Source organism: Mesorhizobium sp. M0500 (assembly GCF_040321165.1).
GTDB lineage: Bacteria > Pseudomonadota > Alphaproteobacteria > Rhizobiales > Rhizobiaceae > Mesorhizobium.
The window spans coordinates 204,388-221,785 of record NZ_JAMYRB010000005.1; the positions used below are offsets into that span (position 1 = coordinate 204,388).

18 protein-coding genes are annotated in these 17,398 nt (G+C 64.1%); 11 read left to right on the forward strand and 7 right to left on the reverse strand.

From position 1 onward, the window contains the following. Nucleotides 1–75 precede the first annotated feature (75 nt). On the reverse strand, nucleotides 76–438 hold the full coding sequence (locus tag NKI70_RS12385; protein ID WP_352451610.1) for a nuclear transport factor 2 family protein: 363 nt from the start codon (nucleotides 436–438) through the stop codon (nucleotides 76–78). Between the two features lie 110 nt (nucleotides 439–548). Here NKI70_RS12385 and xylA point away from each other — a divergent pair, with 110 nt between their 5' ends. Next, nucleotides 549–1,874, forward strand: a complete 1,326-nt coding sequence (xylA, locus tag NKI70_RS12390; RefSeq protein WP_352568437.1) for a xylose isomerase — start codon at nucleotides 549–551, stop codon at nucleotides 1,872–1,874. 130 nt (nucleotides 1,875–2,004) lie between these two features. On the opposite strand, the gene NKI70_RS12395 is transcribed toward xylA, so the two are convergent. Next, nucleotides 2,005–2,637, reverse strand: a complete 633-nt coding sequence (locus tag NKI70_RS12395) for a TetR/AcrR family transcriptional regulator (protein WP_352697192.1) — start codon at nucleotides 2,635–2,637, stop codon at nucleotides 2,005–2,007. 93 nt (nucleotides 2,638–2,730) lie between these two features. Here NKI70_RS12395 and NKI70_RS12400 point away from each other — a divergent pair, with 93 nt between their 5' ends. After that, nucleotides 2,731–3,387, forward strand: coding sequence for an O-methyltransferase (locus tag NKI70_RS12400; RefSeq protein ID WP_352576282.1), 657 nt, complete (start codon nucleotides 2,731–2,733; stop codon nucleotides 3,385–3,387). Between the two features lie 166 nt (nucleotides 3,388–3,553). Beyond that, complete coding sequence (locus NKI70_RS12405; RefSeq protein WP_023680243.1) at nucleotides 3,554–3,763, forward strand: hypothetical protein; 210 nt, start codon at nucleotides 3,554–3,556, stop codon at nucleotides 3,761–3,763. Between the two features lie 86 nt (nucleotides 3,764–3,849). Here NKI70_RS12405 and NKI70_RS12410 read toward each other — a convergent pair whose 3' ends face one another. Beyond that, nucleotides 3,850–4,830 (reverse strand): GlxA family transcriptional regulator, encoded by a 981-nt coding sequence (locus tag NKI70_RS12410; protein ID WP_352724635.1) that lies wholly within the window; start codon nucleotides 4,828–4,830, stop codon nucleotides 3,850–3,852. A gap of 76 nt (nucleotides 4,831–4,906) precedes the next feature. Between NKI70_RS12410 and bcoG the strand changes: the two genes are divergently transcribed. From bcoG to NKI70_RS12445, 7 genes are all read left to right on the forward strand, one after another. Beyond that, the gene (gene bcoG, locus NKI70_RS12415; protein WP_352451615.1) at nucleotides 4,907–5,818 is read left to right on the forward strand and encodes a 3-dehydrocarnitine:acetyl-CoA trimethylamine transferase BcoG; all 912 of its coding nucleotides are present in this window, start codon (nucleotides 4,907–4,909) and stop codon (nucleotides 5,816–5,818) included. Nucleotides 5,819–5,849: 31 nt separating this feature from the next. Continuing rightward, the gene (locus NKI70_RS12420; protein ID WP_352620667.1) at nucleotides 5,850–6,479 is read left to right on the forward strand and encodes an HD domain-containing protein; all 630 of its coding nucleotides are present in this window, start codon (nucleotides 5,850–5,852) and stop codon (nucleotides 6,477–6,479) included. Further along, entirely contained in the window at nucleotides 6,476–7,549 is a 1,074-nt protein-coding gene (locus NKI70_RS12425; RefSeq protein ID WP_352620665.1) for a carnitine 3-dehydrogenase, read from the forward strand. Before NKI70_RS12420 ends, NKI70_RS12425 begins: the two co-directional genes overlap by 4 nt. A 4-nt stretch (nucleotides 7,550–7,553) precedes the next feature. After that, the gene (locus NKI70_RS12430; RefSeq protein ID WP_352640926.1) at nucleotides 7,554–8,717 is read left to right on the forward strand and encodes an acyl-CoA dehydrogenase family protein; all 1,164 of its coding nucleotides are present in this window, start codon (nucleotides 7,554–7,556) and stop codon (nucleotides 8,715–8,717) included. A 64-nt stretch (nucleotides 8,718–8,781) separates the two neighbouring features. Further along, nucleotides 8,782–10,860 (forward strand): acetate--CoA ligase family protein, encoded by a 2,079-nt coding sequence (locus tag NKI70_RS12435; RefSeq protein WP_352724636.1) that lies wholly within the window; start codon nucleotides 8,782–8,784, stop codon nucleotides 10,858–10,860. Further along, nucleotides 10,853–11,635, forward strand: coding sequence for a carnitinyl-CoA dehydratase (locus tag NKI70_RS12440; protein WP_023677592.1), 783 nt, complete (start codon nucleotides 10,853–10,855; stop codon nucleotides 11,633–11,635). The genes NKI70_RS12435 and NKI70_RS12440 overlap by 8 nt, the downstream gene beginning before the upstream one ends. 216 nt (nucleotides 11,636–11,851) lie before the next feature. After that, nucleotides 11,852–12,790, forward strand: coding sequence for an alpha/beta hydrolase (locus NKI70_RS12445; RefSeq protein WP_352620659.1), 939 nt, complete (start codon nucleotides 11,852–11,854; stop codon nucleotides 12,788–12,790). A 46-nt stretch (nucleotides 12,791–12,836) separates the two neighbouring features. Here the strand turns inward: NKI70_RS12445 and NKI70_RS12450 are convergent, their stop codons facing one another. From NKI70_RS12450 to NKI70_RS12460, 3 genes are all read right to left on the reverse strand, one after another. Next, complete coding sequence (locus NKI70_RS12450) at nucleotides 12,837–13,103, reverse strand: hypothetical protein (protein WP_352464611.1); 267 nt, start codon at nucleotides 13,101–13,103, stop codon at nucleotides 12,837–12,839. Between the two features lie 95 nt (nucleotides 13,104–13,198). Then, a complete protein-coding gene (locus tag NKI70_RS12455; RefSeq protein ID WP_023677589.1) occupies nucleotides 13,199–13,984 on the reverse strand; it encodes a DUF899 domain-containing protein in 786 nt (261 codons plus the stop codon). Nucleotides 13,985–14,141: 157 nt separating this feature from the next. Then, a complete protein-coding gene (locus tag NKI70_RS12460; RefSeq protein ID WP_352568452.1) occupies nucleotides 14,142–14,696 on the reverse strand; it encodes an autotransporter in 555 nt (184 codons plus the stop codon). A gap of 99 nt (nucleotides 14,697–14,795) precedes the next feature. Here NKI70_RS12460 and NKI70_RS12465 point away from each other — a divergent pair, with 99 nt between their 5' ends. Next, nucleotides 14,796–15,542: a GntR family transcriptional regulator gene (locus NKI70_RS12465; RefSeq protein WP_352568454.1), complete on the forward strand. Its 747-nt coding sequence runs from the start codon at nucleotides 14,796–14,798 to the stop codon at nucleotides 15,540–15,542. A 162-nt stretch (nucleotides 15,543–15,704) separates the two neighbouring features. Here NKI70_RS12465 and NKI70_RS12470 read toward each other — a convergent pair whose 3' ends face one another. Then, the gene (locus tag NKI70_RS12470; RefSeq protein WP_352568456.1) at nucleotides 15,705–17,363 is read right to left on the reverse strand and encodes an FAD-binding dehydrogenase; all 1,659 of its coding nucleotides are present in this window, start codon (nucleotides 17,361–17,363) and stop codon (nucleotides 15,705–15,707) included. Between the last annotated feature and the right edge of the window lie 35 nt (nucleotides 17,364–17,398).

Sequence of the window (17,398 nt, forward strand, 5' to 3'; positions counted from 1 at the left end):
CAATCTCCCCCCTTGAGGGGGAGATGCCCGGCAGGGCAGAGGGGGGTGCTTGGCCCCCGCTTTGCCGAGATTTCCTCACTGTGCCGGCACCTTGTCGAGAAAGCCGGTGACGCTTTTCAGCCGGCCATTTTCGATGACGCCGATATCGGTGCCTTCGATGACGGATTCGGTGCCGTCCGGCCCGAGGTTCCAGGAGAAACGGATGGTATCGGCGAAGCCGTCCGGCTTGCCTTTCAGCGAGAACCTGAAGCCGGCAAAGCGCTGCTGCACGCCGTCGATCAGCGCCGCGATGCCGTCATGGCCGTCGCCCCGCATGATCGGATCGCGATAGCCGACGTCCTCGGTGAAGGTCGCCTCGAGCAAGGCTTTTCTGCGCGCGGCGTCGCTCTCGTTCCAGGCGGCGATGTAGTTTTCGGCAATGGTGTTGAGATCGGTCATGGTCTGTCTCCTTCGTTGGGTGGCTTTGACATGAGCCTTTTCGACCAGCGTCAGCGCGAAACCAATTACGCCTGAGGTAATCAGGCCGAACCATGCGAGAGGAAAAGAACATGAGCAGCGGTTTTTTCGGCGACATCCAACAGATCAAATACGAGGGACCGGATTCGACCAATCCGCTGGCCTACCGGTTCTACAATCCCGACGAGATCGTCGCCGGCAAGCGGCTGGAAGACCATCTGCGCTTTGCCGTCGCTTATTGGCATTCCTTTGCCTGGCCGGGCGGCGATCCGTTCGGCGGTCAGACGTTCGACCGGCCATGGTTCCCCAAGGCCGGCGGTACCGACACCATGGAGCTGGCCAAACTCAAGGCCGACGTCGCCTTCGAGATGTTTTCGCTGCTGGGTGCGCCTTATTTCTGCTTCCACGATGCTGACGTGCGGCCGGAGGGCCGGGACTTTTCCGAAAGTGCGGCGCGGCTCGACGAGATCGCCGATTACTTCTCGGGAAAGATGAAGCAGACCGGCGTCAAGCTGCTGTGGGGCACGGCCAACCTGTTCTCCAACCGCCGCTTCATGTCGGGCGCCGCCACCAATCCCGATCCGGACGTCTTTGCCTATTCGGCGGCGACGGTGAAACACTGCATCGACGTCACCAAGCGTCTGAACGGCGAGAACTACGTGCTGTGGGGCGGCCGCGAGGGCTATGAGACGCTGCTCAACACCGACCTTGCCCGCGAGCAGGAACAGGCCGGCCGTTTCCTCAATCTGGTCGTCGATTACAAGCACAGGATCGGCTTCGAAGGCACCATCCTGATCGAGCCGAAGCCGCAGGAGCCAACCAAGCACCAGTATGATTACGACGTCGCCACCGTCTATGGCTTCCTCAAGCGTTTCGGACTGGAGAACGAGGTCAAGCTCAACATCGAGCAGGGCCACGCCATCCTGGCCGGCCATTCGTTCGAGCATGAACTGGCGCTGGCCAACGCGCTCGGCATTTTCGGTTCGATCGACATGAACCGCAACGACTACCAGTCGGGCTGGGACACCGACCAGTTCCCCAATAATGTGCCGGAGATGGCTCTGGCCTACTACCAGGTGCTGCAGGCCGGCGGCTTTAAGACCGGCGGCACCAATTTCGACGCCAAGCTCAGGCGCCAGTCGCTCGATCCGCAGGATCTGCTGATCGGCCATATCGGGGGCATGGATTGTTGCGCCCGCGGCCTCAAGGCAGCGGCACGCATGGTCGAGGACAAGGCGCTGTCCGCCCCGCTCGCCGAGCGCTATGCCGGCTGGGATTCGACCGAGGCCAAGGCGATGCTTGCCGGCAAGCGTACGCTCGAGGAGGTCGCTGAGCGCGTCGTCAAGGAGAAGATCGAGCCGCAGCCCAGATCCGGCCGCCAAGAGCTACTCGAGAACATCGTCAACCGGTACGTCTGAGGCGTACCCGGTTCGCGGCCGCATTGTTCGAACGGCCGCGGATAAAGGCGGCTTTCCGCGGGGCTGAAACCAACAAGGTTTGCCCCGTGCGAAACTTCGCCCTGCTTGCTGACCGGGCCTGGCATTTGCCTTAGCCGTGATCGAAGCCTCTCAGGTAGGCGCAGAACATGTCGGCCATGGCGTCGGCGTAGGCTTCAATCTCCGCGGGGGTTCGGGGCAACTCCGAGAACTGCTTCCCCACCGTGCTGAGCGTCGTCATGACCAGATCGCCGGCCAATTCGCGAGTCGCTTGCGCGGCGTTGGGCAACGCTTCCTGCATGAAGAGCTGGATGGTGCGGTCTCCGGACGCCCTTGCCGTCTGCGCCTCGGGCGCGTCGCGGTAAAGCGGTGCGGCGTCGTCGAGCGCCACACGCACAGCAGCCTCGTCACACTCCGAGCGGAGGAAGGCGTGGACCAGGTCGCGCAGCCGGTCAAGCGGCGGTTTCCTGATATCCTCGAGGATATCGCGCAGCAAACTGGTCGTCTGCCGCCATTCGTCGCTCTGGAGCCGGAACAGGATCGCCGCCTTGTTCGGAAAATACTGATACAGCGATCCGACACTGACGCCGGCCTTCTCGGCCACCCGCGCCGTGGTGAAGCGCTGCGCGCCTTCTTTCGCCAAAACCTGAACAGCAGCCTGCAAAATCGCAGCGACGAGCTCCGTCGAGCGGGCCTGCCTCGGCTGTTTTCGCGAGGAAATCCGCGGACTTCGGTGATCGCTCATTGAGAGCCGCGCCAATGCGATTAGTGAATGCGAATGATTAGTCGTATTTTGAGTGCCGCACAAGAACGCATTCAATTCCGACTGGAGACCGATATGACCACACTGACGACAACGCCGCTCGCGCCCCTGCTGGACCGCCTGTTCGAGGAAGCCGCTGCCGCAACGAGCCCCGCGGTGGCGGAACTCTCCGCCGAGGAGCGGAGCCGCCTCATTCGAAGCAAGACCGAATACCTCGATTTCTATGGGCGGCTAAAGGACCTCTGGCTTCCCGTCTCGCGAGAGACCGGCATGCTGCTCTACATGCTGGCACGAGGCAGCGGCGCAAGGACGATCGTTGAATTTGGAACCTCGTTCGGCATCTCGACCCTGCACCTTGCCGCAGCCTTGCGGGACAATGGCGGCGGCCGCCTGATCACCAGCGAGTTCGAGCCATCCAAGGTCGCGCGCGCGAGGAGTAACCTGACAGCAGGCGGTCTCATTGACATGGTGGAAATCCGCGAAGGAGACGCGCTGCAAACATTAAGCGTCGATCTTCCCGAAAGCGTCGACCTGCTTCTGCTCGACGGCGCCAAAGCGCTCTATCCCGAGATCTTGAGTCTGGTTGAAAGCCGCCTCAGGCCGGGCGCCTTCGTCGTTGCCGACAACGCAGATCTTTGCCCCGAATACCTCGAGCGGGTGCGCTCGACCGGGAGTGGCTACATGTCCACGCCGTTCGGCGAGGATGTTGAACTGTCGATGCGGCTTGGCTGAAGCACTGCCTGACCTGCCGGAACGATCGTGCCCAAGATGGGCGGCGGCGGACAAAACTTTGCCCGGCATCGCCCATCAATCGCCTCGCTCTTGCCTTCAAACAGCCGTCACGAACCTCCTATAGTGTGGTTCGTGGCGGGATTCAGAAAGAAGGAGGCGAAACGATATGCAGCACGAACGCGAAATCGACGCCCTGCTCTCATCTGGCGAGGCTGGATCGATCATCGACCGGCTGATGGCGCTGCCGCACCCGAAACAAGGTGCGCTGAGTGCAAACGAATGGGATCGCGCGGTCGCCAGCCGCTTCGAGACCCATCTTGCGAGACAGATGCGCTCGCAGATCGACGGCAGCAGCGACCGCCAGGACGCTGCCTGATCTACCTTTGTCTATGCATGTCGTTATCCCAAAACCGCTCCGCACCCTCGGGTCAAGCCCGTGGCCAAGCTTTTGGGCGACATGCATTATCCCCGACGCAGCCTGACCGGCGCTTCGCCGAACGCTCTTGAAAACGCTCTGGAAAATGCCGCGGCGGACGAAAACCCCGTTCGCCCGGCAATGTCCGCCATGGCGATGCGCGTGTCGACCACCAGCCGGCGCGCGGCGCCGAGGCGCAGCCTGAGGTAATAAGCGCCGGGCGTTTCGCCGATCGACTTGCGAAAGATGCTTTCCAGCGTCCGTGCCGTCACCCCGGCGCGCTTTGCCACGGCGGCGATAGTCAGCGGCTGGTCGACATGCGCTTCCATCAGCCGAATGGCTTGCGCCAGCCTGGGATCGTAGCCGTCGAGACGGCCGAGCGAGACCAGCGGTTGCGCGTCCGTCGCGGCGCGCGCCTGGTCGTAGATGAAGACGCTCGCGACATCTAGCGCCACGGCCATGCCGAGCCGCGTGCGGATCAGATGCAGCATCAGGTCGAAGGTCGGCGAGGCGCCGCCGGTGGTGAACACCGGGCCATCGATGACGTAGCGGTCGGGGCGCACGTCGACGCCGGGAAAGGCCGACGAGAAATCCTCCATGTCCTCCCAGTGGGTGGTGGCGCTGCGCCCCTCCAGCAGACCCGCGCGGGCAACCAGCCAGGTGCCGGCCTCGACGCCGCCGCAGGCGCGTGCCGCGCGCGCCGCCCGGCGCAGTCCGGACAGCAGGGCCGATGTGGCGTAGTTCTGCGTGCCGAAGCCGGCGACGACGACCAGCATATCGGTTGTGTCAGCCGCATCGAAGCGGCCGCTGACCACCACCGGCAGGCCGCATGTGGTGACCGGCGCCTCGCCTGTCACCGAGACCAGCCTGAAATCGAACAGCGTCTCACCGGCAATGCGGTTGGCGGCGCGCAACGGATCGACGGCCGACGCGACGCACATGATCGACGAGCCGGAGAATACCAGCAGCGTTACCTTGAGCGGCAAACGCTCGGCCCGAAAGATCGTCGGTTTTTCGTTTTTGGTCACACGATCTTCGTAAAACGCAAAACAGTTTCCGGCAAGTCAGGCATTCTTGCCCTACGTTCTATTGGGAGAGAGTCCGATGCCGTTAGCGATGAACCGTGAGGTTTTCATTACCTGTGCCGTGACCGGGTCCGGCGGTTCGCAGGACCGCAGCCCGCATGTGCCGCGCTCGCCCAGAGAGATCGCCGATTCGGCCATCGAGGCGGCAAAGGCAGGTGCTGCAATCGTGCACTGCCATGTGCGCGATCCCGAGACCGGCAAGCCTAGGCGCGACGTGCATCTCTATCGCGAAGTAACCGAGCGCATCCGCGCGGCAGACGTCGACGTGGTGCTGAACCTGACCGCCGGCATGGGGGGTGACATGGTATTCGGCCCGCCGGAGAAGCCGCTGCCGCTGAACGAAAAAGGCACGGACATGGGCGGCGCGAGCAACCGCATGGAACATGTGCGCCAGTGCCTGCCGGAAATCTGCACGCTCGATTGCGGCACGATGAATTTCGCCGAGGCCGATTATGTCATGACCAATACGCCCGGCATGCTGCGTGCCATGGGCGGCATGATGACGGCGCTCGGCGTCAAGCCGGAGATCGAGGCCTTCGACACCGGGCATCTGTGGTTCGCCAAGCAATTGGTCGAGGAAGAAGTGCTGAAGCCGGACGCGCTGGTGCAATTGTGCATGGGCGTGCCGTGGGGCGCGCCGGACGACCTCAACACCTTCATGGCCATGGTCAACAATGTACCGTCGACCTGGAACTGGTCGGCCTTTGCCATTGGCCGCAACCAGATGGCCTATGTCGCGGCCGCGGTGCTGGCCGGCGGCAATGTCCGCGTCGGACTGGAGGATAATCTCTGGCTCGACAAGGGCGTGCTGGCGACCAATGCGCAGCTGGTCGAGCGGGCGGTCAGCATCGTGTCGAATATGGGCGCCAGGGTCATCGGCCCGGACGAAGTCCGCAAGAAGCTGAACCTGACGAAGCGCGCACCGCTTTGAAAAGCCGGTAGCCGGTTGGGAGGAGCCGCCGATGAAGACCGTGAAATTCACCGCCATGAAGGACGGCGACCGCGAGGACTATGCGTTCCTCACCGAGCACGAGATCGACTATGCGGTAAAGACCGGCGAGCGGCTGCTCGACGCGCTCGTCCAGCTTGATGCGGGCCTCTCGGGCTACAAGATCACCCGGCTCGGCCATTCACTGCAAGCGGCAACACGGGCCTGGCGCGACGGCGCCGACACCGACTGGATTGCCTGCGCCTTGCTGCACGATATCGGCGACATCTACGCGCCCTATAACCACGACGAGTATGCGGCGTCGATCCTGAAGCCTTTTGTGCGCGAGCAATGCACCTGGGTGGTGGAGAAGCACGGCGATTTCCAGCGCCTCTATTACGCCCACCACCTCGGCGGTAATCCACACGCCCGCGACCGTTTCGCCGGGCACATCTACTTCGACGATTGCGATGAGTTTTGCGAACGCTGGGATCAGTCGAGCTTCGATCCCGACTACGAGACATTGCCGATCGATTTCTTCCGGCCCTTCGTGCTCGAAGTGTTCGCGCGCAAGGCCTATGACGCATCCGTGATCCGTGCCGGCGAGCGTGTCGCCCTCACCGACCCCGCAACAGCCCGCACAAGAACCGGAGCTTCCGCATGAGCATCATCAACAAGGCGGCCGCCATCGGCGGCGGCGTCATTGGCGCCGGCTGGGTGGCGCGGCTGCTGCTCAACGGCATCGACGTGTCGATCTTCGATCCCGACCCCGAGGCGTCACGCAAGGTCGGCGAGGTGATGAAGGGAGCGCGACGCGCCTACAAGCAGATGCTGCCCGGCGGCCTGCCGAAGGAGGGCAAGCTTACCTTCGCCAAGACGATCGCCGAGGCGGTGGCCGACGCCGACTTCATCCAGGAAAGCGTGCCGGAGCGGCTCGACCTGAAGCACCGCGTGCTGGCCGAGATCGACCTTTATGCGCCGGCCAACGCCATTGTCGGATCCTCCACCTCCGGCATCAAACCGACCGACATGCAGGTGGCGATGAAGAAGCACCCGGAGCGGCTGGTCGTCGGCCATCCGTTCAACCCCGTCTATCTGCTGCCGCTGGTCGAAATCGTCGGCGGCGAACAGACCTTTCCCGAGGCGATCGAAGTCGCCAAGGAGATGTATGCCTCGATCGGCATGAAGCCGGTGGTGATCCGCAAGGAGATCGAAGCGTTCGTCGGCGACCGGCTGCTCGAAGCGGCCTGGCGCGAGGCGCTGTGGCTGGTCAAGGACGGCATCTGCACGGTCGAGGAGCTCGACGACATCATGCGCTACGGCTTCGGCCTGCGCTGGGCGCAGATGGGCATGTTCCAGGTCTATCGCGTCGCCGGCGGCGAGGCCGGCATGCGCCACTTCATGGCGCAGTTCGGCCCGTGCCTGAAATGGCCGTGGACCAAGCTGATGGACGTGCCGGAGTTCAACGATGAGCTGGTCGAGCTGATCGCCACGCAGTCGGACGACCAGGCGCACGGTCTGTCGATCCGCGAGCTCGAAAAGATCCGCGACGACAATCTGGTCGCCATCATGGAGGCACTGTCGAAGCAGAACAAAGGCAAAGGCTGGGGTGCCGGCGCCCTGCATAAGGACTACACCAGGCAGCTGGCCAAGCTCGCGGCCAAGAAGCCCACCGCCTCCAAGGCGGCCGAAAAGGCAAAGGCTGAAAAGCCGAAGAAAAGGAAGAAAGGCTGAGACCATGGATTTTGGTCTTTCGGAGGAGCAGAAGCTCATCGTCGAGACGACGCGGGCCTTCGTCGAGAACGAGCTTTACCCACATGAGCGCGAAGTGGAGCGTACCGGCGTGCTGCGCCGCGACCTGATCGAGGAGATCAAGGCCAAGGCGATCGAAGCCGGCCTCTATGCCGCCAACATGCCGGCCGATGTCGGCGGCGCCGGGCTCGATACGGTGACCTGGCTGCTCTATGAAAAGGAACTCGGCCGCGCCAATTACGCGCTGCATTGGACCTGCGTGGCGCGGCCTTCGAACATCCTTCTCGCCGGCACGCCGGAGCAGCGCGAAAAATATCTGTTTCCCTGCATTCGCGGCGAGAAATGGGATTGCCTGGCAATGACCGAGCCGGGCGCCGGCTCCGATCTGCGCGGCATGAAGGCAACCGCCGTGCAAGACGGCGACGACTGGGTGCTGAACGGCACCAAGCATTTCATCAGCCATGCGGACCTCGCCGATTTCGCCATCGTCTTCATGGCCTCGGGTGAGGAAGGGTCTTCGCGTGGAAAACGCAAGAAGATCACCGCCTTCTTTGTCGATAAGGGCACCAAGGGTTTTACGGTGCGCGACGGCTACCGCAACGTCTCGCATCGCGGCTACACCAATGCCATCCTCGAATTCGACGATTGCCGGTTGCCGGCGAGTCAGGTTCTGGGCGAGGTCCACAAAGGCTTCGACGTCGCCAATTCGTGGCTTGGCGCAACGCGCCTGCAGGTCGGCGCCACCTGCCTCGGCCGCGCCGAGCGGGCGCTTGGCCACGCCGTCGAATACGCCGCGCAGCGCCAGCAGTTCGGCCAGCCGATCGGCAAGTTCCAGGGCGTGTCGTTCAAGCTCGCCGACATGGCGACCGAGCTGAAGGCCGCCGACCTGATGGTGTTCGAAGCCGGCTGGAAGTACGATCAGGGTACCGTCACCGACCAGGACATGGCCATGGCCAAACTGAAGGCCACCGAGATGCTCGCCTTTGTCGCCGACGAGGCGATCCAGATCCATGGCGGCATGGGGCTGATGGACGATTTGCCGCTCGAGCGCATCTGGCGCGACGCCCGCGTCGAGCGCATCTGGGAAGGCACCTCGGAAATCCAGCGCCACATCATCTCGCGGGCGCTGCTGCGCCCGTTCGGGGGCTAGAGCATGATCCCAAAAAGTGGAAACCGGTTTTTGGAAAAGATCATGCTCCAACGAAAAGATGACGATGCACAAACTTGAACGTCTTTTGCGCCCACGAACGATCGCGGTCTTCGGTGGCGCGCAGGCTGCCGCCGTCGTCGCGCAATCGATCAAGATGGGCTTTGCCGGCGAGATCTGGCCGGTGCATCCGAGCAAGGCCGAGGTCGCCGGCCGCAAGGCCTATCGCTCGGTGGCCGAATTGCCCGGTGCGCCGGATGCCGCTTTCGTCGGCGTCAACCGGCACTTGACCATCGAAGTGGTCAAGGCACTGGCCGAGCGCGGCGCCGGCGGTGCGGTCTGCTTCGCCGCCGGCTTCCTCGAAACCGAGGCCTATGACGAGGACGGCGAGCGGCTGCAGGCCGAGCTGGTCGCGGCGGCGGGCCAAATGCCAATCATCGGGCCGAACTGCTACGGGCTCATCAACTATGCCGACGGCGCGCTTTTGTGGCCCGACCAGCATGGCGGCATCAGGCTGCCAGAAGACGGTCGCGGCGTTGCCATCATCACCCAGTCGTCGAACATCGCCATCAATATGACGATGCAGAAGCGCGGCCTGCCGATCGCCTTTCTGATGACCGCCGGCAACCAGGCGCAGACCGGGCTTTCCGAAATGGCGCTCGGCCTGATCGAGGACGACCGTGTCACCGCGCTCGGCTTGCATATCGAGGCTTTCGATTCGGTAGCCGGCTTCGAAAGGCTGGCGGCACGGGCGCGCGAGCTGAAAAAGCCTGTCATCGCCATGAAGGTCGGCCGCTCCGAGCAGGCGCGGCAGGCGACCGTTTCCCATACCGCGTCGCTGGCCGGCTCGGACGCAGCGTCCGGCGCCTTCCTGAAGCGGCTCGGCATCGCTCGCATCGATTCGATCCCGGCCTTCATCGAGGCGCTCAAGCTGCTGCACGTCACCGGCCCCCTGCCCGGCTACCGGCTGTCGTCGATGAGCTGTTCGGGCGGCGAGGCGTCGGTGATGGCCGACAGCGCCGAAGGCCGCTGGGTGACGTTTCCGCCACTCACCCCCGAGCACCGCGCGCATGTCAAATCGACGCTCGGGCCGCTGGTCGCGGTGGCCAACCCGCTCGACTACCACACCTTCATCTGGAACAACGAGCCGGCGATGACCGCCACCTTCACCGCGATGGTGTCGGGCGGCTTCGACCTCAACATGCTGGTGCTCGATTTCCCGCGCCCCGACCGCTGCTCGGACACCGACTGGTGGGCGACGCTGCGCGCCTTCGAAGTGGCGCTGAAGACCAACAGCGCGCAAGGCGCGATCGTCTCCTCGCTGCCGGAGAACCTGCCCGAGGAATACACTGCCGGCCTGATGGCGCGGGGCATGGTGCCGCTGTTCGGCATCTCCGAAGCCATGGACGCCGCCCAGGCGGCGGCCTTCATCGGCTGGGCCTGGCGCGAGCCGCAGGCGCAGCCGATCGACACTTCGGCGTCCGGCGCGCCGGTCGGCGACCATGTCACGCCGGACGAGGCCGAGGCGAAGGCGCGGCTCATCGAGGCCGGGCTCCCCGTGCCGAAGGGCGAGCGCGCCGGCAACGCGGTCGAAGCTGTCATCTCCTCGATGGCGCTCGGCTTCCCGGTGGCGCTGAAGGCCCTTGGTGTCATCCACAAGTCCGAGCTCGACGCGGTCCGGCTCAATTTGAGGGATGCCGAATCCGTCAGCACCGCCGCCCACGATCTCGGCCCGCTCGGCACGGGCCTTTATGTCGAGCGCATGGTGCGCGACGGCGTCGCCGAGCTGCTCGTCGGCTTCACCCGCGACCCGATGTTCGGCGCCGTGATGACGCTCGGCACCGGCGGCGTGCTGGTCGAGCTGTTGCGCGACAGCGTCACGCTGATGCTGCCGGCGACCCGCGACGATATCGAGGCCGCTTTGCGCGGGCTGAAACTGTTCCCGCTGCTCGACGGCTATCGCGGTCGGCCGAAGGCCGATGTCGCAGCGGCAATCGATGCGATATCGGGCATTGCCGCTTTCGTGCAGCAAAACGCCGGCGAGATCGAGGAACTCGACATCAATCCGCTGATCGTCTGCACCGAAGGCAAGGGCGCCTGGATCGCCGATGCGCTGCTGGTGCTTGGAGACAAGAAGAATGTCTGAAATCATTTCGACCCGCCGCGAAGGCGCTGTCCTCGAAGTCACGCTCGACCGGCCCAAGGCCAATGCCATCGACCTGAAGACGTCGCGGCTGATGGGCGAGATTTTCAAGGCGTTTCGCGACGATCCCGACTTGCGCGTCGCCATCGTCAAGACCGCCGGTGACAAGTTCTTCTGCGCCGGCTGGGACCTGAAGGCCGCAGCCAGCGGCGACGCGGTCGACGGCGACTATGGCGTCGGCGGCTTCGGCGGGCTGCAGGAACTGCGCGACCTCAACAAGCCGGTGATCGCCTGCGTCAATGGCATGGCGGTCGGCGGCGGCTTCGAACTGGCGCTATCCTGCGACCTCATCTATGCATCGGATCACTCCTCCTTCGCCCTGCCCGAAATCCGTGCCGGCACGCTGGCCGATGCGGCGACGATCAAGCTGCCTAAGCGCATCCCCTACCATGTCGCCATGGACCTTCTGCTCACCGGCCGCTGGATGGATGTCGCCGAGGCGCATCGATGGGGCCTGGTCAACGAGGTGCTGCCCAAGGAAAGACTGGAGGACCGCGTCTGGGAAATCGCACGGCTGCTTGCCAGCGGCCCGCCGCTGGTCTTCGCCGCGATCAAGGAAACGGCCAGGGTCGCAGAATCGCTGACGTTCCAGGACGCCATGAACCGGGTGACGCGCCGGCAACTGTCGACGGTTGACGCACTCTACGGCTCGGAGGACAATCTCGAGGGCTTTCGCGCCTTTGCCGAAAAGCGCGATCCGGTGTGGAAGGGGAAGTAGTGGTATTGCAGGAATGATGGCGCTCACCCCCCTCTGTCCTGCCGGACATCTCCCCCTCAAGGGGGGAGATTGGATGTCATCATCGCTTTCGCCAATTGTCGACGCCGGAGAAAAGGCGGTTTCGCCGAAGCTGCCGATCTCCCCACTTGAGGGGGAGATGGCCGGCAGGCCAGAGGGGGGTGTTCACGCGGATTCATTGCGATCCATTCAGCGCCCATGACCGACTACAAAACCCTCATCGACGCCGAGACCTGGGCCTTCATCGAGCGGACTAACTCCTATTATCCGCCCGATACGATCGACTACACCGTCGCCGAGCAGCGCCAGATCTATAACCGGATGTGCCGCGAGTTCTTTGCCGGCTATCCCCAAGGCGTCACGGCGGAAACCACCGCCATTGCCACACCTTGGCACATTCCGATCCGCGTCTACCGCGCCCCGGCGCCGGAAGCGGCGGCGATGGTGCTTTATTTCCATGGCGGCGGTTTTATCCTCGGCGGGCTCGACAGCCATGACGACCTCTGCGCCGAGCTTTGCAGCCGCACTGGCTACGAAGTGGTTTCGGTCGACTACCGGCTGGCACCTGAACACCTTCATCCGGCCGCCTTCGACGATGCCATCAGCGCCTTCGAATGGGCGGCGGCGACTTACGAGCGTCCTGTCCTGCTCTGCGGCGACAGTGCCGGCGGCAATCTCGCCGCCGCTGTCAGTCACGCAACGCGCGGCCATGCGCGCAAGCCGATCGGCCAGATTCTGGTCTATCCCGGCCTTGGCGGCGACAGCTCCGCCGGTTCCTACGTCACCCACGCGGAAGCGCCGATGCTTACCGCGCGCGACCTCGTTTTCTACAGGGACATCAGGACCGGTGGCGAGGATCGCACCGGCGATCTCACTCTGTGGCCGCTCGCCGACGCCGAGTTCGCCAATCTGCCGCCCACCGTCGTGATCACCGCCGAATGCGACCCGCTGTCGTCGGACGGCGAAGCCTATCGCGACCGCATCGTTGCCGCGGGCGGGCGCGCCTGGTGGCTCGAGGAGCCGGGGTTGGTGCATGGCTATTTGCGCGCCAGGCACACGGCCGGCCGCGCCCGCTCGAGCTTTACCCGGATTGTCGATGCGGTAGCGGTTTTGGGAAGGGGCGAGTGGATATGGTGAGGGATGTCTTCCCGACCAGAACGGGCCTTTGTCGGCCGGTACAGCTCTATTTGCGGCGGCGTCGCCGGCCGGAAACCTGCTTCAGCCAAGGTCCTAAATGAAAGCCGCTCATCAGCAGGTACATCGGGACCATGCCGCCCAGCGGTGACGCCTCTTGCCCGGTCGAGCACATCATGTCCGGCGCGCCGCCGAGAAGCGTCAGCAGCGCCATGGTTGCGAAGGTCGGCGCGGCCGCAAAGGACAGCCAATCGGCTGCACTATGGCCGGCCGGGGTCGCATCGCCGGTGGATCCGCCTGCATGAATCTCGCTCATGTCCGTAGTCCTACATAGCGAGCGGGATGCGGTCGAACCGTGCATCCCGCTCCATCCATTTGCCCTAGCCGCATTTCCGCGACGCCAAAGACGTTCTATTCGGTGCGGTTCCGGAACGCGGCCTCTCCGGCGTCCGACACCTCGACCCACTTTTTGTCGGGAACGGCTTCGGCGCCGTAATTGTCGTGCCAGTTCCACCACTTGTACGTCGGCGTCTGCGGATAGCCCTCGGGCGAATCCTCCCAAACCTCCTGGCGGCCGAGCGGCGACAGGTCGAGATAGCTCCATACGGTCCCCATCGCCTCGTCGCCGCGGTTGTTGATGAAGTAGGTACGGAACACGCGATCGCCATCGCGGATGAACACGTTATGGCCGTGCCATTCGTCAACGCCGAAGTCGGCATCGAAGCTGTCGGTGATGGTGTACCAGGGCATCTTCCAGTCCATCCGCGCCTTCAGCCGCGCAATGTCGGCCTGCGGTGCGCGCGAGGCGTAGGCAAGCGTGGTGTCGCGGGCGTTCAGATGGGCAAGATTGCCGACCTGGTCCGCCCCCAGCGAGCAGCCGCGGCAAGCGTGGTCGGGCCAGCCGAATACGCCGGGCTCGAAGAAAGCGCGGTAGACGATCAGTTGACGGCGGCCCTCGAACAGGTCGAGCAGGCTCACCTTTCCGTCAGGCCCTTCGAACGTATAGGTCTTCTCCACCGCCATCCACGGCATCCGCCGGCGCTCGGCGGCCAGTGCGTCGCGAGCCCGGGTCACGGTCTTCTCCTTCACGAGCAACTGCTGGCGCGCGGCCTCCCACGCGTCAGGCGAAACGACCGGTGGTGTCTTCATCGCGAGCCGCGTCGTCTGCTCGCCTGTGCCATTCTGATGTGCCGTCATTGTGCATCTCCCTTGCTGGTTTGTCGCCGCAGGCGCGACGGGTTGGGTCGTGAGCCAGGATAGGGGCGATAGCGGATTGGCGAGAGTGACAAGTGTGACGCGATTCCGACGGGTCCGCTGATCACGGCCAATTTCGCCGCCGGCGACGCCCCTGCGCTCATTCGTGCCCGGACTGCTGAATGGGCCGAGCGCCGGCCAGATAGCGGTCATTGTCAAACGGCTCGGCCTGGTTGCTATCCGGACTCCACAGCTGCCGGTGGGTTCGGGTAAGATCGCCGAGGTAGACATGCAGCGCACCCGATCGCGCACCGCTCGTATTCGCAACCGCATGAACGGTATTTGACGCCATGTGCACCACGGCAGGCGCTGCGATGTCCTGCCTTTCGGGAACATCGAGTTCGCTGCCGGCAACGGGATAGATGAAGTTCGTCTCGCTGCCCTTGTAGATGCCGATCAAGGCATCCATCAGGTGGTTGTGAGGCGGGTACTGCAGGCCGGGCGACAGAGTGATGTGATAGATCGTCAGGTTCGGACTCGCATGCAGAAGCACCTCGTCGTCGTCTTCTTCGTGAGCGAGTGTTCCCGATGCGTGAAAGCGGTTGGTGTAGTCGCCCAGGACCGTCCTTACCGCTTCGAGGGGATCTGGCCCTTTCGCTGCATTGACGATATCATCGGCAACGGCGTAGAGGGGCGAGTTGGCGGGTAAAGGCATATCAGTTATCCTCCCTGAGATGCTCAGATTATCAATCTGAGATGCTCACGCTAGCGAATGCTGATGCCAGCGTCAACGGGACAGCCAGACGGACAGAATATGAAAACGACGAAGTTGACCGCCGAACCGGCGAGGCCGGCCACGGTCGAGGCGACAGCACTGTCAGCCGCCGACGTCCTTCGCAGGGAACAGGCATATGAGCAGCTGAGGAACGACATCATTGCCTGCGTGTTGCGCCCCGGCGAAGCGCTGACGGAGAAACAGATCGGTGATCGATACCAGATCAAAAAGGCGACCATCCGCGCGGCCTTGGCCCGCCTGATGCAGGAAGGACTGGTCAGGAGCGAGCCGCGCCGCGGCTACGTCGTTGCAACGCTCAGCCTGCGGGATGTCAACGAGATCTTCGATGTCCGCAGCTTGATCGAGCCGGAAGTGTTCAGGGTGGCGGCATCGAACATGACCGAGCGCGGGCTCGAGGATGTCAGGCTGGCAGCGCAAAAAGTGCTGAAGCCGGAGACGTTGCGCAGTCACGTCGCATTCCTTGCGGCCGACCGTGCCTTTCGTCTGGCCCTTGCGGAGCTCTCGGGAAATTTACGACTGGCGCATCTCCTGGACCAGATACTCGACCAGTCGGCGCGGGTTCTCCACCTCGGCTTCAAGTCCCGCGACTTCACCCAGTTGATCATCGGCCAGCAAAAGGAGCTGGTCCTTGCCTGCGAGGCAGGCGAGGTTTCCGCCATCGTCAAACTTGCCCGTTCGCAGTGCCTGTCTCTCAAGAAGCAGGTGCTCGAGGCTTTGCTTGCCGGTTCCAAGCTTCAAGACGTCAATTTGCAGCCCTTCGCCTAGAGCGGTTCCGGTTCTCCTGGAACCGGCAACCCGCTCTAACCATCTGTCTTGCCGCATTTATGCGGACGCCAAATGATTCCATTTGGCTGCAAAATGCTCTAAGGGAAGTTGGCCATTCGGTGCAATCGCCACCTTGGCGCAACGGCTGTCCCCGGCCTTGTTTTATGCCACAATCCGCGCGGCCGCCCGTCCGGCACTGCGGCCGGAAAAGATGCAGCCGCCAAGAAACGTGCCTTCGAGCGCTGCATAGCCGTGCATGCCGCCGCCGCCGAAACCGGCGGCCTCGCCCGCTGCGTACAGCCCCTCGACTGGTTGGCCGCCGGCGCCCAGCACGCGGCTGTCGAGGTCAGTCTCCAGCCCACCGAGCGTCTTGCGGGTCAGGATGCTGAGCCTGACGGCAATCAGCGGGCCATTGGCGGGATCGAGCAGCTTGTGCGGTCTTGCGGTGCGGATCAGCCGGTCGCCGAGATAGGCTCGCGCGCCGCGCAACGCAGTAATCTGCATGTCCTTGGAGAACGGATTGTCGAGCTGCCGGTCGCGGGCGCGGATTTCGCGCTCAACCTGCGCCAGTTCGAGCAGCGGCTCGCCGCCGGCCACTGCGTTCATGCGGGCGACCAGCGCCGGCAAATCAGGCTCGACGATGAAATCCTCGCCCTTCTCCATGAACGCCTTGACCGGCGCGGGCACGCCGCTGGTGGCGCGGCCGAGCACCTGGCGCCAGCTCTTCCCCGTCAGATCGGGGTTCTGCTCGGAGCCCGACAGCGCGAACTCCTTCTGGATGATCTTTTTGGTCAGGATGAACCAGGAATGATCGAAGCCGGTGCTCATGATGTGGCTGAGCGTGGCCAACGTGTCGAAGCCGGGATAGAGCGGGACCGGCAGGCGCTTGCCGCGCGCATCGAGCCACAGCGATGACGGGCCGGGCAGGATGCGGATCGCATGATCGGTCCAGATCGGTGCCCAGTTCCTGACGCCCTCGACATAGTGCCACATGCGGTCGCGGTTGATCAGCCGGCCGCCGGCGGCTTCGGCGATCGCCAGCATGCGGCCGTCGACATGATCGGGAACGCCAGTGATCATGCGTTTCGGCGGCGCGCCCATCCGCTTCGGCCAATTCTCCCGGACCAGCTGGTGATTGGCACCGATGCCGCCGGAGGCGACGATGACGGCCTGCGCCTTCAGCTCGAAATCGCCGGTGATCTCGCGCGAGCTCTTGCGGCCGCGCTCGGCATCGCTCGCCGCCAATAGGTCGCCGCGCACGCCGTCGACGACGCCGCCCGTCCGCGTCAATTCGTTGACCCGGTGACGGAATTTGAAGCGGATCAGCCCGCGTTTCTCGGCCTCGCGCACGCGCTGCACGAACGGCTCGAGCACGCCAGGGCCGGTGCCCCAGGTGATGTGGAAGCGCGGCACCGAATTGCCGTGGCCGACGGCATTGCCGCCGCCGCGCTCGGCCCAGCCGACCACCGGAAAGAATTTCAAGCCGCGCTGCATGAGCCAGGAGCGCTTCTCGCCGGCGGCGAAGCCGAGATAGGCCTCGGCCCAGCGGCGCGGCCAGAGATCTTCCGTGCGGTCGAAGGCTGCGGTGCCCAGCCAGTCCTCGAGCGCCAGCTCATACGAATCGCGGATGCGCATGCGCCGTTGTTCGGGCGAATCGACGAGGAAGATGCCGCCGAGCGACCAGAATGCCTGGCCGCCAAGCGACTGCTCCGGCTCCTGCTCGACAATGATGGCCTTCTTGCCGGCCGCAGACAGTTCGGCCGCCGCGACAAGGCCGGCAAGGCCGGCGCCGACAATGATCACATCCGCATCGTCGGACATCTATTTGGCCATGATCTCGTCCAAAAACCGGTCCC

Excerpts from the sequence above, each read along its gene's own strand:
- NKI70_RS12395 (WP_352697192.1), bottom strand. The coding sequence starts at position 2,637 with ATGAGCGATCACCGAAGTCCGCGGATTTCCTCGCGAAAACAGCCGAGG.
- NKI70_RS12400 (WP_352576282.1), top strand. The coding sequence starts at position 2,731 with ATGACCACACTGACGACAACGCCGCTCGCGCCCCTGCTGGACCGCCTG.
- NKI70_RS12460 (WP_352568452.1), bottom strand. The coding sequence starts at position 14,696 with ATGCCTTTACCCGCCAACTCGCCCCTCTACGCCGTTGCCGATGATATC.
- NKI70_RS12420 (WP_352620667.1), top strand. The coding sequence starts at position 5,850 with ATGAAGACCGTGAAATTCACCGCCATGAAGGACGGCGACCGCGAGGAC.
- NKI70_RS12445 (WP_352620659.1), top strand. The coding sequence starts at position 11,852 with ATGACCGACTACAAAACCCTCATCGACGCCGAGACCTGGGCCTTCATC.
- NKI70_RS12430 (WP_352640926.1), top strand. The coding sequence starts at position 7,554 with ATGGATTTTGGTCTTTCGGAGGAGCAGAAGCTCATCGTCGAGACGACG.
- bcoG (WP_352451615.1), top strand. The coding sequence starts at position 4,907 with ATGCCGTTAGCGATGAACCGTGAGGTTTTCATTACCTGTGCCGTGACC.
- NKI70_RS12455 (WP_023677589.1), bottom strand. The coding sequence starts at position 13,984 with ATGACGGCACATCAGAATGGCACAGGCGAGCAGACGACGCGGCTCGCG.
- NKI70_RS12385 (WP_352451610.1), bottom strand. The coding sequence starts at position 438 with ATGACCGATCTCAACACCATTGCCGAAAACTACATCGCCGCCTGGAAC.
- NKI70_RS12470 (WP_352568456.1), bottom strand. The coding sequence starts at position 17,363 with ATGTCCGACGATGCGGATGTGATCATTGTCGGCGCCGGCCTTGCCGGC.
- NKI70_RS12450 (WP_352464611.1), bottom strand. The coding sequence starts at position 13,103 with ATGAGCGAGATTCATGCAGGCGGATCCACCGGCGATGCGACCCCGGCC.
- NKI70_RS12435 (WP_352724636.1), top strand. The coding sequence starts at position 8,782 with ATGCACAAACTTGAACGTCTTTTGCGCCCACGAACGATCGCGGTCTTC.
- NKI70_RS12440 (WP_023677592.1), top strand. The coding sequence starts at position 10,853 with ATGTCTGAAATCATTTCGACCCGCCGCGAAGGCGCTGTCCTCGAAGTC.
- xylA (WP_352568437.1), top strand. The coding sequence starts at position 549 with ATGAGCAGCGGTTTTTTCGGCGACATCCAACAGATCAAATACGAGGGA.
- NKI70_RS12425 (WP_352620665.1), top strand. The coding sequence starts at position 6,476 with ATGAGCATCATCAACAAGGCGGCCGCCATCGGCGGCGGCGTCATTGGC.
- NKI70_RS12405 (WP_023680243.1), top strand. The coding sequence starts at position 3,554 with ATGCAGCACGAACGCGAAATCGACGCCCTGCTCTCATCTGGCGAGGCT.
- NKI70_RS12465 (WP_352568454.1), top strand. The coding sequence starts at position 14,796 with ATGAAAACGACGAAGTTGACCGCCGAACCGGCGAGGCCGGCCACGGTC.